We start from the raw sequence: 12,611 nt of genomic DNA on the forward strand, positions 1-12,611 counted from the left end.
CCAGCTTCGGGCCGCTATTCGCCGCGGAGGCCCTCCAGCGTGCGCAACGCAGCATCACGGAGACCCCGGGTCCCTGGACCGGCAGCCAGGATATCCCGGCTGGACGTCCCCAGGACCTGCGGGTACGCCGCCCCGAAGGTCCGGCGCAGGTCTGCCGGTGTGGCACCCTGGGCGCCCAGTCCCGGGGCCAGGATAGGTCCGCGGACCGCCGGGAGGTCCAGGTGCAGGTCAGTCAACGCTGACCCCACAGTGGCGCCGACAACGAGTCCAACGGACCCCAGGCCGCCGGCATAACGGCTGTTCTCGGCCGCTGCCGCCTCGACGATCCGCCGGGCCACGGAGTCTGCTCCGCCCACATGCTGCACGGAAGCCCCCTCCGGGTTGGAGGTCAACGCCAGGACAAATACGCCCCGGCCGTAGTCCGCCGCCAGGTCAAGGGCAGGGCGGAGCGACTCAAACCCCAGGTACGGGCTGAGGGTCACGGAGTCGGCTGCCAGGGACGAGCCGTCCCGCAGCCAGGCGTCCGCGTAGGCAGCCATCGTGGAGCCGATATCGCCCCGCTTGGCGTCAGCAATGGTGAGGACCTGCGCCTGCGTTGCCGCGGCCAGCACTTCCTCAAGGACTGCCATCCCGGCCGAACCGTGGCGCTCGTAGAGCGCCACCTGCGGCTTCACCGCGGCAGCGAGCGAACCGACGGCCTCCAGGACCGTCAGCGAAAACCGCCTCAGCCCTGCGGCGTCGTCGGCCAGTCCCCAGTCCTTCAGGAGTGCCGGGTGCGGGTCAATGCCCACGCACAGCGGCCCGCGGGCCGCCATGGCCGCCCCGAGCCGGGAGCCGAAGGACTCCCGGGCGGGGCCTGATGATGTGGAGGCGGCCTCAGGCATGCTGCGAAACCGCAGACTCGGCCGCCGCATTCTCCGCAGCTGCCTCCTGGGACGCCACCAGGGCGGCGGCGTGCTCCTGCAGGCTGGTCACCGACCATTCGTAGGTGCGCATCGCCTCGATGGCCTGCACCGCCGCGTTGAACTCGGCCACCGTGGTGATGCAGGGGATGCCGATGGAGGTCGCTGCAGCACGCAGGGCGTAGCCGTCGCTGCGGGCCTCGCCGCCGGAGGGGGTGTTGAAGACCATGTCGATCTCGCCGGCGATGACGAGGTCTGCGATGGTGCCCTCGCCTTCGGCACTGCTGCCCTCGGCGACCTTACGGACCGTACTGGCCTGGATGCCGTTGCGGCGCAGGACGTCGGCGGTGCCGCCGGTGGAGACGATCTCAAAGCCGAGGTCCGAGAGGCGCTTCACGGCCATGATGACCGCCCGCTTGTCCCGGTTGGCCACGGAGACGAAGATCTTGCCTTCGGTGGGCAGGGCATTGTTGGCGGCTGCCTGGCTCTTGGCGAAGGCGGTGTCGAAGTGCTTATCGATGCCCATGACTTCGCCGGTGGACCGCATTTCCGGGCCGAGCAGCGAGTCCACCACCTTGCCTTCCGGGGTGCGGAAGCGGCTGAACGGAAGCACGGCTTCCTTGACCGATACCGGGGCGTCGAGCGGCAGTGTGGAGCCGTCGCCGGTTTCCGGCAGCATCTTGTAGGCGGTCCGGAGCTGGTGGATGGTGACGCCGGTGCCGATCAGCGCGGCGGCCTTCGCCATCTGCACGCCGGTGGCCTTGGAGACGAACGGCACGGTGCGGGACGCGCGCGGGTTCGCTTCGAGCACGTAGAGAACGTCGGAGGCCAGCGCGAACTGGATGTTGATCAGGCCGCGGACGCCCACGCCCTCGGCGATGGCGCGGGTTGCCGTGCGGACACGCTCGATCACATTGTTGCCCAGGGTGATGGGAGGCAGGACACACGCGGAGTCGCCGGAGTGGATGCCGGCCTCCTCGATGTGTTCCATGATGCCGCCGAGGTACATGTCGGTGCCGTCGAAGAGGGCGTCGACGTCGATTTCGACGGCGTCCTCCAGGAAGCGGTCGATCAGCACCGGGTGGTCCGGCGTGATTTCCGTGGCGTTGGCGATGTACCGGGAGAGGTTCGGCTCGTCGTAGACGATTTCCATGCCGCGGCCGCCAAGCACGTAGGACGGACGGACCAGGACGGGGTATCCGATCTCGTCGGCGATCTTCTTGGCGTCGTCGAAGGACACCGCGGTGCCGTTCTTCGGGGAAATCAGCCCGGCGTTGTCGAGCACGCGGGAGAACTCGCCGCGGTGTTCGGCGAGGTCGATCGCTTCCGGGGATGTGCCCAGGATGGGGACACCGGCGTCGGCCAGCTGCTGTGCCAGCTTCAGCGGGGTCTGGCCACCGAGCTGCACAAAGACACCCATCACGCCGCCGGTGCGTTCCTCGGCAGCGATGACCTCGAGGACGTCCTCCAGGGTCAGCGGCTCGAAGTACAGGCGGGTGGAGACGTCGTAGTCCGTGGAGACGGTTTCCGGGTTGCAGTTGACCATCACGGTCTCGTAGCCGGCCTTGCGCAGCGCCATGGAGGCGTGGACGCAGGAGTAGTCGAACTCGATGCCCTGGCCGATGCGGTTGGGGCCGGAGCCGAGGATCAGGATGGACGGCTTGGAGTGCAGCGCAATCTCGTCCTCCTCGTCATAGGACGAGTAGTGGTACGGGGTGTAGGCGGCGAACTCGGCGGCGCAGGTGTCCACGGTCTTGTAGACCGGGCGGATCCCGAGGGCCTGCCGGACGCCGCGGACCACGGCCTCGGAGTTGTGCGTGAGGGAACCGATCTGCTCGTCCGAGAAGCCGTGGCGCTTGGCGCGCTTGAGCATCTCCACGGTCAGGGCTCCGGCCTTGCGGATCTCGTGGGAGATCTCGTTGAGCAGCTGGAGCTGGTCCAGGTACCAGGGGTCGATCTTGGTGGCTTCGAACAGCTGTTCCACGGTGGCGCCGCCGAGCAGGGCACGCTGGACCTGGTGCAGGCGTTCCGTGGTGGGCCGCTTGGCCTTCTCGATCAGCTCCGGGACTTCCCATTCGGGGACGGAGCTGAAGTCCAGCTGCGAGCCCTTCTGCTCCAGGGAGCGCAGGGCCTTCTGCAGGGCCTCGGTGAAGTTGCGGCCCATGGCCATGGCTTCGCCCACGGACTTCATGGTGGTGGTGAGGGTGTCGTCAGCGGCCGGGAACTTCTCGAAGGCGAAGCGCGGAACCTTGACCACCACGTAGTCCAGGGTGGGTTCGAACGACGCCGGGGTCTTCTGCGTGATGTCGTTCGGGATCTCGTCCAGTGTGTAGCCGAGGGAGAGCTTGGTGGCGATCTTGGCGATGGCGAAGCCCGTGGCCTTGGACGCCAGGGCGGAGGACCGGGAGACGCGCGGGTTCATTTCGATGACCACTACCCGGCCGGTGTCCGGCTCGATGGCGAACTGGATGTTGCAGCCGCCGGTGTCCACGCCCACCTCACGGATGACGGCGATGGAGATGTCGCGGAGCCGCTGGTATTCGCGGTCCGTCAGGGTCAGCGCCGGTGCCACGGTGATGGAGTCGCCGGTGTGGACGCCCACGGGGTCGAAGTTCTCGATGGAGCAGACCACCACGACGTTGTCGTTTTTGTCGCGCATCATTTCGAGCTCGTATTCCTTCCAGCCGAGGATGCTCTCTTCGAGGAGCACCTCGCTGGTGGGGCTGTACTGCAGGCCCTGGCCGACAATGCGGCGCAGGTCGTTTTCGTTGTACGCCAGGCCGGAGCCCAGCCCGCCCATGGTGAAGGAGGGCCGGACCACCATCGGGTAGCCGAGGTCCTCGGCGGCGGTGAACGCCTCGTCCATGGTGTGGATGATGTGGCTGCGGGCAGATTCGGCGCCGCAGCGTTCCACCACGCCCTTGAACTTTTCGCGGTCCTCGCCAAGCTCGATGGCCGCGATGTTCGCGCCGATGAGCTCCACGTTGTACTTTGCCAGCACGCCGTTCTTGTCCAGCGCGATGGCCGTGTTCAGTGCGGTCTGCCCGCCGAGGGTGGGCAGGATCGCGTCCGGGCGCTCCTTGGCGATGATCTTCTCCACCACCTCGGGGGTGATGGGCTCGATGTAGGTGGCATCGGCGAACTCGGGGTCCGTCATGATGGTGGCCGGGTTCGAGTTCACCAGGATGACCCGCAGGCCCTCCTCCTTGAGGACACGCAGTGCCTGGGTACCGGAGTAGTCGAACTCCGCGGCCTGGCCGATCACGATCGGGCCGGAACCGATGACCAGGACGCTCTTAAGGTCAGTTCTCTTGGGCATTACTTCTTGTCCTCAGTCTTGGAATCGGTGGTGTTCTCGGCGCCGGTTTTGGTGACGGCCATCAGGTCGATGAAACGGTCGAACAGGTAGGCGGCGTCGTGCGGGCCGGCTGCGGCTTCCGGGTGGTACTGCACCGAGAAGGCCGGGATGTCCAGGCACGCGAGGCCTTCAACGACGTCGTCGTTGAGGCTGATGTGGCTGACCTCAACGCGGCCGTAGCGCGCCTCGGGAGCCTGCGTGGCGCCGTCGAGCGGTGCGTCGACAGCGAAGCCGTGGTTCTGCGAGGTGATCTCCACCTTGCCGGTGCGGCGGTCCAGGACGGGCTGGTTGATGCCGCGGTGGCCGTAGCGGAGCTTGTAGGTGCCGAAGCCCAGGGCGCGTCCCAGGATCTGGTTGCCGAAGCAGATGCCGAAGTACGGCAGCTTCTCATCCAGGACGGAGCGCAGCAGCTTGACCTGGGCGTCTGCCGTGGCAGGGTCGCCGGGGCCGTTGGACATAAAGAAGCCGTCCGGGTTGACGGCCTTGACGTCCTCGAGGGTGGAGGTTGCCGGCAGGACATGGACGCGGACGCCGCGCTCGGCGAAGCGGATGGGGGTCATGGCCTTGATGCCGAGGTCGATCGCGGCAATGCTGAAGCGCGGTTCGCCGTCCCAGCCGTGGTCCTTGGGGTCCACCACATAGGCTTCGCTGACGCTGACTTCCTCGGCCAGGCGGGCGCCTTCCATCGGGGCGCTGGCCAGGACCGCGTCAAGGAGTTCCTTGTCCGTGGCCTTGGCGGCCTCACCCGAGAAGATGCCGGCGCGCATGGTCTTGTGCTCGCGCAGGTGGCGGGTAATGGCGCGGGTGTCCACGCCCTGGATGCCAACAATCCCCTGCTCGATGAGTTCCTCGTCCAGGGAGCGTTCAGAGCGCCAGTTGGACGGGCGGCGGGCGGCATCGCGGACGATGTAGCCGGCCACCCAGATGCGGCGGGACTCGGCGTCCTCGCTGTTCACACCGGTGTTGCCGATGTGCGGCGCGGTCTGCACCACCAGCTGGCGGGCGTAAGAGGGATCGGTGATGGTTTCCTGGTAGCCGGTCATGCCGGTGGCGAACACTGCCTCGCCCAGGGCAGTGCCCTGCGCGCCGTAGCTGCTGCCGCGGAACATGCGGCCGTCCTCCAGGACGAATACCGCCGGGGTGGTAACTGTGGTGGAAAGGGCTGCTGGTGCCGCAGCCTCTGCTTTTGCTGTCGCTGTTTCTGTCACTGTCTTACTTTCCACTCTGGGGATCCTGGGAATGTTCCTGGGGGGCGGCGGCGATCAATTGCTGAAGGGAGTCATAGAGGGCGTCCTTGTCGGCGGCCCGGCGGGTCCGGAAGCCCGTGTCGAGTTCGTGGGTCCCGAGGTCCCAGGTGAGGACCAGGAGGCCGTCCTTTTCAACGAACTTGCCGGCCATTCCGCTTTCCTGCCGGACGGCGGTGAGGCTTCCTGCCGGGATGTAGAGCGCCGGGGCACCGGTTCTGTCGAAGAGGACGCCGTGCGGGTACACGCTGAGGACGGCATTGGTCCGGATGCCAAGCCTGTGTACCGCGATGCGGTCCAGCCAGTCTCCGGCGGTGGTGGACGCAACGTACTGGCCGTCCGCCCCGGCGAGCGGCACCCCGGGCGCCTCTGGCACGTCGGGCAACCGGCCGACGTCGGCCTGCCGCCTGAGTCGGTTGCGCCAGCCTGCCCAGATCATCACCAGGACGACGGCGATGAGCGCGGCCGTGATGAGGCCGGTGAGTAGTTTGGTGTCCATCAGGAGGCGCCTGCCGCGGACGGTTCCCGGTACGGCGTGTTGAGCTGGCCGTCCAGGACGGTGGGGTGGCCCTTGTAGAAGGTGGCCACCACCTTGCCCGGCAGCTCCAAGCCGGCGAACGGGGAGTTGCGGCCCATGGTTGCCATCTTGGCAGGGTCAACGGTCCACCGGGCAGCGGGGTCAACCAGGATGACGTTGGCGGGTTCGCCAGCGTCCAGTGGACGGCCCTGGTCCGTCATTCGGCCGATCTGCGCCGCGGCGGTGGAGGTCACTCGAGCGAAATCGGCCCAGGTCATGAGGCCGGTTTCGATCATGGTGTGCTGGACCACGGACAGGGCGGTTTCCAGCCCGGTCATGCCCATCGCGGCCTGCGCCCACTCGCATTCCTTGTGCTCGCTCGGGTGCGGGGCGTGGTCGGTGCCCACCACGTCGATGGTGCCGTCAGCCAGGCCTGCGCGCAGTGCCTGCACATCTGCATCCGTCCGCAACGGCGGATTGACCTTGTACACCGGGTTGTAGCTGCGGACCAGGTCGTCGGTGAGCAGGAGGTGGTGGGGGGTGACTTCGGCGGTGACGTTGATGCCGCGTTCCTTGGCCCAGCGGATGATCTCCACGGATCCGGCGGTGGAGACGTGGCAAACGTGCAGGCGGGAGTCCACGTGCTGCGCCAGCAGGACGTCACGGGCGATGATGCTCTCCTCGGCCACCGCCGGCCAGCCGGTGAGTCCCAGGACGGCGGAGACGGCACCCTCGTTCATCTGGGCTCCGGCGGTAAGGCGGGGTTCCTGCGCGTGCTGGGCCACCACACCGTCGAAGGCTTTGACGTACTCCAGGGCGCGGCGCATCAGCACCGGATCGTGGACGCAGATGCCGTCGTCGGAGAACATGCGGACCTGGGCGCGGGAATCGGCCATGGCGCCGAGTTCGGCGAGCTGCTCGCCGGCCAGGCCGACGGTCACGGCGCCGACGGGACGCACGTCCACCCAGCCGGCCGCGCGGCCCAGGCTGTGGACCTGTTCCACCACACCGGCGGTATCCGCCACCGGGTTGCTGTTGGCCATGGCGTGGACCGCGGTGAAGCCCCCCAGGGCGGCGGCGCGGGTGCCGGTCTCTACGGTTTCGGCATCTTCGCGGCCGGGTTCGCGCAGGTGCGTGTGCACGTCCACCATGCCGGGCAGTGCCACCAGGCCGGCGGCTTTGATGAGCGTGGCGCCGTCCGCGTCTGGATGGGTGGCAGCGGCTGCGCCCCGGGCGGCGATGACGCCGTCACTGATGAGCAGGTCCTCGGCCCCGGCGCCCAGGATCGATGCACCGCGGATCAGGTAGGTTCCGTTGTTCTCTGCCATCAGTTGCTCTCCTTGGTGGAATGGTTGCGGGCCGCGCCCGCTGTGGCGGCTGGTTCGCGGGTGTCCCCGGAGAGCAGCAGATAGAGGGTGGCCATCCGGACCGAGACGCCGTTGCGCACCTGTGCAAGCACGGTGGAGCGGGGCGAGTCGGCGGCGGCGGAAGAAATCTCCAGGCCACGGTTCATGGGGCCGGGATGCATGATGATGGTGTCCTTCAGTCCCAGGCTGTCCAGGGCCCGGAGCCGGTTGTCATCGAAGCCCCAGCGGCGCGAGTATTCGCGGGTGGAGGGGAAGAACGAGGCGTTCATCCGCTCGCCCTGCACGCGCAGCATCATCACGGCGTCCACACCCTGCGCCAGGGTGTCATCCATGTCGTAGCTGACCTTGCAAGGCCAGTGTTCGACGCCGATGGGCAGCAGGGTGGGTGGCGCCACGAGGGTGACTTCGGCGCCGAGCGTGCGGAGCAGCCAGACGTTGGAGCGGGCAACGCGGGAGTGCAGGACGTCCCCGGCGATGGCTACGCGCATGCCTGTGAGGTCTGCGCCGGTCGAGGCGGAGCCGGCCAGCTTTGACCAGTGCCGGCGCATGGTGAAGGCGTCCAGGAGGGCCTGCGTGGGGTGTTCGTGGGTGCCGTCACCGGCGTTGATGACGGCGGCGTCGATCCAGTCCGTCGCGGCGAGCCGGTGCGGCGCGCCCGAGGCCCAGTGGCGGATCACGACGGCGTCCGCGCCCATGGCTGCCAGCGTCTGGGCCGTGTCCTTGAGGGATTCGCCCTTGGAGACGGAGGAGCCCTTCGCGGCGAAGTTGATGACATCGGCGGACAGCCTCTTGGCGGCCGCTTCGAAGGAGATCCGCGTGCGGGTTGAGTCTTCGAAGAAGAGGTTCACCACGGTGCGGCCGCGGAGGGCCGGGAGCTTTTTGACTTCGCGGTCCCCGACGGCAGCCATTTCCTCGGCGGTGTCCAGGATGCGGATGGCGTTGGCCAGGCTGAGGTCTTCAGTGGAGAGGAGGTGTTTCACGCGCCGCCCTCGATAACCACTTCGTTGACTACGGAACCGTCGGCTGCGGTGTCGGTTTCCTCCAGGCGGACCCGGACCTTCTCGGCGGATGAGGTGGGCAGGTTCTTGCCCACGTGGTCGGCGCGGATGGGCAGCTCACGGTGGCCGCGGTCGATCAGCACAGCGAGCCGGACGATCCGGGGACGGCCGAGGTCGATGATGGCGTCAAGGGCAGCACGGATAGTGCGGCCGGAGTACAGGACATCATCGATGAGCACCACAACCTTGTTATCGATTCCCGTGCGCGGGAGCTGTGTGGGGTACGGCGGCCTGGTGGGCTGGTGGGAAAGGTCATCGCGGAACATGGTGACGTCCAGCTGCCCGACAATGGCGGTGGCGTCCACGGTGGGGTCCGCGGCCGCAATCTTGTGTGCCAGGCGGACGGCCAGCGGATAGCCGCGGCGCGGGATGCCCAGCAGGACCAGGTCCTTGGACCCTTTGTTGGCCTCAAGGATCTCGTGGGCGATTCGAGTGAGTGCACGGTCAATGTCCGCCTGGTTGAGGACAACCCTGGCTGGAACCGGTGCGTTTGTGACAGAAGTCAAACTCTCGTCTCCCCTTTCCCCGCCTCACGGGACGGAATTAAAAAAGGATCATTTGCGTTTCAAAATTACCACATCGGCAGGGGCATCATAGGCTTCCGGTATGTCCATGCACCCTCATCAGCCGGGTTCCGGCCAGGCCGGTGGGCCGGCCGGCCCACCGGATCCTTTCCCCACGCAGGCGAACCCCAGCTGGATGGGCCGGGTTGAACCGGAGTACTACCGGCCCGCGCCCGGAACCAATGCGGCCCGGCTGCCGCCGCTGGGGCCTCCGCAGGAAACCCTGGCTGGCCGCCGGCCCGCAGGCCTTCTGGCACTGACGGTGGGCGGCGCCGCCCTCGTCTTCCTCAGCCTGTTCCTGGTGGTGCCGTTCTTAGTGGCCAACACCGGCGTGGGCGGGTTCCTGGCAGGGTTTGTGCTGTCACTTATCCCGCTGTCCGCGGTGCTCCTTGCGGTCTATCTGATCGACCGGTGGGAACCGGAACCCAAGCGGCTCCTGGTCTTCGCGTTCACCTGGGGCGCTGCGGTGTCCATCGCGGTCACGCTGCTCATCCAGCCGTTCTTCGCCCTGACTTTCCAGTTCAGCGAGGTGGCTGACTTCCAGACGTTTATGGCCACCGTCCAGGCGCCCGTGGTGGAGGAGTTCGCGAAGTCCCTGGGCCTGCTGATGATCCTGCTGCTGGCGCGCAAACACTTCGACGGTCCGGTGGACGGCATAGTCTTCGCCTTCACCATCGCCGGCGGCTTCGCGTTCACCGAAAACATCCTCTACTTTGGCAGGGCCATCGCCGAATCCGCCAACCCGGGAACGGATCTGGCCCAGATCTTCCTCCTCCGCGGCGTGATGTCACCCTTCGCCCATGCCATCTTCACGGGAACCACCGGCCTCATCATGGGTTTCGCCGCCCGCCGCTGGCACTCCGGAGCCTCGGTGCTGGCCTTTGTCATCGGGCTGATCCCTGCGATGCTGCTGCATAACCGGTGGAACAGCATGGGCGCGGGTTTCCTGTCGGAATACATCCTGGTCCAGGTGCCCATCTTTGTGCTGGCCGTTGTGGGCATCGTCCTCCTCCGCGTCGCTGAAAGCCGGCTCACCCGCCAACGGCTGATGGAATACTCCGCGGCTGGCTGGTTCAGCCCCGCCGAGGTGGAACTGCTGGCCACCCCGCGCGGCCGGCGGATCGCCCTGCAGTGGGCGGCCGGCTACCACCGCCGCCCGCAGATGAAGGCGTTCCTCCACGCTGCCACCCAGCTCGCCTTCATCCGGCAGCGCATCCTCAGCGGCCGCGACGTCCGGCTGCACCAGATGGAGGAACAGCAGCAGTTGCAGCGGATTCTGTCACTGCGCGCCGCCGTCGCGGGCTGACGCGGGCGCCGTTCGGTTCCTCCGGCTAGGTTCCGGCAAAGCCGTCATTGACAGTGCCTCGTCGAGGACTTTGCCGAAGTTCGCCGCATCGTGGGCGAACCTGCCCAGGAAAAGTCCGGAGACGCCGTCGAGCGCGGGCAGCAGCCCTGGCTTGGCCGACCCGCCATAGATGACCGGCAGCTCCCCCAATGTGCTGCCTGCCTCGTGCGAATGGGCAGCCAGCAGCGTTCGGAGTGAACGCACGACGGCGGCGACGTAGCCTGCGCCGGCGGGCTCGGCTGCGCCAATGGCCCAGACCGGTTCGTAGGCGATCATGAGTCTTGATGCCAGGGCCCAATCACCGCCGACCGCCGCGTCGATCTGCTGATGGACAAATGCGGCCGCTCCGCTGGCTCCGGTCCCGCTTTTTTCATTGCGTGTTTCCTCGCCCACGCACAGCAGCGGGGTGATGCCGGCGTCGTCGGCTGCCCTGATTTTCCGGGCGATCATGGTGTTGTCCTCGCCGAAGTGCCGCCGCCGTTCGGCATGGCCGATCTCCACGAGGCTTGCCCCAAGCTCGGCCAGAAGCGACGGCGACACCTCACCTGTCCACGGGCCGTCCGCCCAGCCGCAGTTCTGGGCCCCCAGCAGAAGCGGTGATCCTGAGATGACGCTGCCGGCGGCCGGAAGGACCGGGAAGGAAGGGATCACAAACGGGACCACCCGCCCGGCCGCAAGGGCCGGACGGGAGTCCACTTCATGCTGTATGCGGGCGAGCCAGTCCAGGCAGTCCCGGTATCCCATGTACATCTTGGTGCTGACGCCGATGTAGAGGATCTCCGGGGTGCCGCTGTGGTCAGCGCTGCTGCATTCAGCCATGGTGTCCGGTCACTTGTTGTCGAGCAGATCGTCGGCCTTGTTGCGGAACCTCTTGGTGGCGTACATCATGATCGCCGCCACGAACGGAAGGACACCCAGGGCGTACACGCCCATGGTGCCGGTGTCCGATGCGGTGACCTGGTTGACCGTGGTCCGCAGGATGGGGGCCACGAAGCCGCCCAGGTTACCCAGCGAGTTGATCAGGCCGATGCCCGCAGCGGCCGCCGTTCCGGTGAGGAACGCCGTCGGGTAGGACCACGCGATGGGACCGATCGAGAGGAAGCTGCACACCGCGAGGGTGATGAAGATGATGCCCAGCGCCGGCAGGTGGCTGGAGCCCGCCCAGGCGGAGCCAAAGATGCACAGGCCCGTGGAGATGAACAGGCCCGTGCCCCAGACGCGGCGGCGGACGATGGTGTTGGCGGCCTTGCCGATGAAGTAGCACGCGAAGATGCCGAAGAACCATGGGATGGCCGCCAGCAGGCCCACTTCGATGCCCACCTTCTGCCCGGTGAGCTGTGCCACCTGCTGCGGCAGGTAGAACGTCACGCCGTAGACGGCAATCTGGAGACAGAAATAGATGGCGGTGAAGTACCAGACCTTGCGGTTCTTCATGGCGGCGAGGACACCGCGGGGGCCGTCCTTTTCCTTGACCCCGTCCTCGAGGGCCATAACGTCCAGAAGCGCCTTTTTCTCGTCCTTGTCCAGGAATTTCGCGTCCTGCGGGGTGTTGATGAGGAAGAAGTAGGCGGCAATACCGGCGAGTACAGCCAGCATGCCTTCAACGAAGAACATGACCTGCCAGCCGGCAACGCCGGGAACCTGGTCACCGATGTTGATGAGCCACCCCGACAGCGGGGCGCCCATCATCTGGGAGAACGGCTGGGCCAGGTAGAAGATGGCGAACATCTTGACGCGGACTTTGTTGGGGAACCAGGCGGCCAGGAACATGATGACGCCCGGGAACAGGCCGGCCTCGGTCACGCCGAGCAGGAAGCGCAGGATGATGAAGGACGTCTCGCCCTGGACGAAGGCGAAGCAGGCCGAGACGATGCCCCACGTGATGGCGATGCGGGCCAGCCACACCTTGGCGCCGAACTTGGTCAGCAGCAGGTTGGAAGGGATCTCGAACAAGGCGTAGCCGATGAAGAAGATACCGGCGCCCAGGGCATATGCGCCGGCGGTGATGCCCCTGTCCACCTCAAGTGCTGCCTCGGCGAAGCCCACGTTGGTGCGGTCCAGGAAGGCCACGACGTACAGGATGACGAGCATCGGCATCAGCCGGAAGGAGGCTTTGGAGATCGCCGATCTTAGGACCGGTGAATCCAGTAACTCCTTGGTGGCGTTTGTTCCAGTGGTGACAGTCATTCAAACTCCTCGTTGAGTAAGCAGGTGAGCAAATCAGTGGAAGGTGGAGCGGTTAGAGCGAGAAGGCGAT

Annotated in this window: 10 protein-coding genes; 1 reads left to right on the forward strand and 9 read right to left on the reverse strand. The window is 66.8% G+C overall.

What is annotated here, in order from left to right:
* Positions 1-14: 14 nt before the first annotated feature.
* The 7 genes from pyrF to pyrR all read right to left on the reverse strand — a co-directional run bounded on the left by pyrF (position 15) and on the right by pyrR (position 8,952).
* The gene (gene pyrF / locus NIBR502772_RS14395) at positions 15-884 is read right to left on the reverse strand and encodes an orotidine-5'-phosphate decarboxylase (RefSeq protein WP_141140719.1); all 870 of its coding nucleotides are present in this window, start codon (positions 882-884) and stop codon (positions 15-17) included.
* Entirely contained in the window at positions 877-4,221 is a 3,345-nt protein-coding gene (carB, locus tag NIBR502772_RS14400; protein ID WP_141140720.1) for a carbamoyl-phosphate synthase large subunit, read from the reverse strand. The genes pyrF and carB overlap by 8 nt, the downstream gene beginning before the upstream one ends.
* On the reverse strand, positions 4,221-5,369 hold the full coding sequence (carA, locus tag NIBR502772_RS14405; protein WP_246848807.1) for a glutamine-hydrolyzing carbamoyl-phosphate synthase small subunit: 1,149 nt from the start codon (positions 5,367-5,369) through the stop codon (positions 4,221-4,223). The genes carB and carA overlap by 1 nt, the downstream gene beginning before the upstream one ends.
* Positions 5,370-5,472: 103 nt before the next feature.
* On the reverse strand, positions 5,473-6,003 hold the full coding sequence (locus tag NIBR502772_RS14410) for a hypothetical protein (protein WP_141140721.1): 531 nt from the start codon (positions 6,001-6,003) through the stop codon (positions 5,473-5,475).
* On the reverse strand, positions 6,003-7,349 hold the full coding sequence (locus tag NIBR502772_RS14415; protein ID WP_141140722.1) for a dihydroorotase: 1,347 nt from the start codon (positions 7,347-7,349) through the stop codon (positions 6,003-6,005). The genes NIBR502772_RS14410 and NIBR502772_RS14415 overlap by 1 nt, the downstream gene beginning before the upstream one ends.
* Complete coding sequence (locus NIBR502772_RS14420; RefSeq protein ID WP_141140723.1) at positions 7,349-8,368, reverse strand: aspartate carbamoyltransferase catalytic subunit; 1,020 nt, start codon at positions 8,366-8,368, stop codon at positions 7,349-7,351. The genes NIBR502772_RS14415 and NIBR502772_RS14420 overlap by 1 nt, the downstream gene beginning before the upstream one ends.
* Positions 8,365-8,952 (reverse strand): bifunctional pyr operon transcriptional regulator/uracil phosphoribosyltransferase PyrR, encoded by a 588-nt coding sequence (pyrR, locus tag NIBR502772_RS14425; RefSeq protein ID WP_056340241.1) that lies wholly within the window; start codon positions 8,950-8,952, stop codon positions 8,365-8,367. Before pyrR ends, NIBR502772_RS14420 begins: the two co-directional genes overlap by 4 nt.
* 100 nt (positions 8,953-9,052) lie before the next feature.
* Here pyrR and NIBR502772_RS14430 point away from each other — a divergent pair, with 100 nt between their 5' ends.
* Positions 9,053-10,315 carry a PrsW family intramembrane metalloprotease gene (locus NIBR502772_RS14430; protein ID WP_141140724.1) on the forward strand — a complete coding sequence of 421 codons (1,263 nt, stop codon included), beginning with the start codon at positions 9,053-9,055 and terminating at the stop codon, positions 10,313-10,315.
* Here NIBR502772_RS14430 and NIBR502772_RS14435 read toward each other — a convergent pair.
* Both NIBR502772_RS14435 and NIBR502772_RS14440 read right to left on the reverse strand, forming a co-directional pair.
* Positions 10,289-11,173: a triose-phosphate isomerase family protein gene (locus NIBR502772_RS14435; protein WP_141140725.1), complete on the reverse strand. Its 885-nt coding sequence runs from the start codon at positions 11,171-11,173 to the stop codon at positions 10,289-10,291. The genes NIBR502772_RS14430 and NIBR502772_RS14435 overlap by 27 nt on opposite strands.
* 9 nt (positions 11,174-11,182) lie before the next feature.
* Positions 11,183-12,541 carry an MFS transporter gene (locus NIBR502772_RS14440; RefSeq protein ID WP_141140726.1) on the reverse strand — a complete coding sequence of 453 codons (1,359 nt, stop codon included), beginning with the start codon at positions 12,539-12,541 and terminating at the stop codon, positions 11,183-11,185.
* Positions 12,542-12,611: the final 70 nt, after the last annotated feature.

Origin of the sequence: Pseudarthrobacter sp. NIBRBAC000502772 (assembly GCF_006517235.1) — a bacterium.
Taxonomy (GTDB): domain Bacteria; phylum Actinomycetota; class Actinomycetes; order Actinomycetales; family Micrococcaceae; genus Arthrobacter.

What these genes read in the sequence shown, in the direction of transcription:
- pyrF (WP_141140719.1), bottom strand. Translation starts at nt 884, where the DNA reads ATGCCTGAGGCCGCCTCCACATCATCAGGCCCCGCCCGGGAGTCCTTC.
- carB (WP_141140720.1), bottom strand. Translation starts at nt 4,221, where the DNA reads ATGCCCAAGAGAACTGACCTTAAGAGCGTCCTGGTCATCGGTTCCGGC.
- carA (WP_246848807.1), bottom strand. Translation starts at nt 5,369, where the DNA reads ATGTTCCGCGGCAGCAGCTACGGCGCGCAGGGCACTGCCCTGGGCGAG.
- NIBR502772_RS14410 (WP_141140721.1), bottom strand. Translation starts at nt 6,003, where the DNA reads ATGGACACCAAACTACTCACCGGCCTCATCACGGCCGCGCTCATCGCC.
- NIBR502772_RS14415 (WP_141140722.1), bottom strand. Translation starts at nt 7,349, where the DNA reads ATGGCAGAGAACAACGGAACCTACCTGATCCGCGGTGCATCGATCCTG.
- NIBR502772_RS14430 (WP_141140724.1), top strand. Translation starts at nt 9,053, where the DNA reads ATGTCCATGCACCCTCATCAGCCGGGTTCCGGCCAGGCCGGTGGGCCG.
- NIBR502772_RS14435 (WP_141140725.1), bottom strand. Translation starts at nt 11,173, where the DNA reads ATGGCTGAATGCAGCAGCGCTGACCACAGCGGCACCCCGGAGATCCTC.
- NIBR502772_RS14440 (WP_141140726.1), bottom strand. Translation starts at nt 12,541, where the DNA reads ATGACTGTCACCACTGGAACAAACGCCACCAAGGAGTTACTGGATTCA.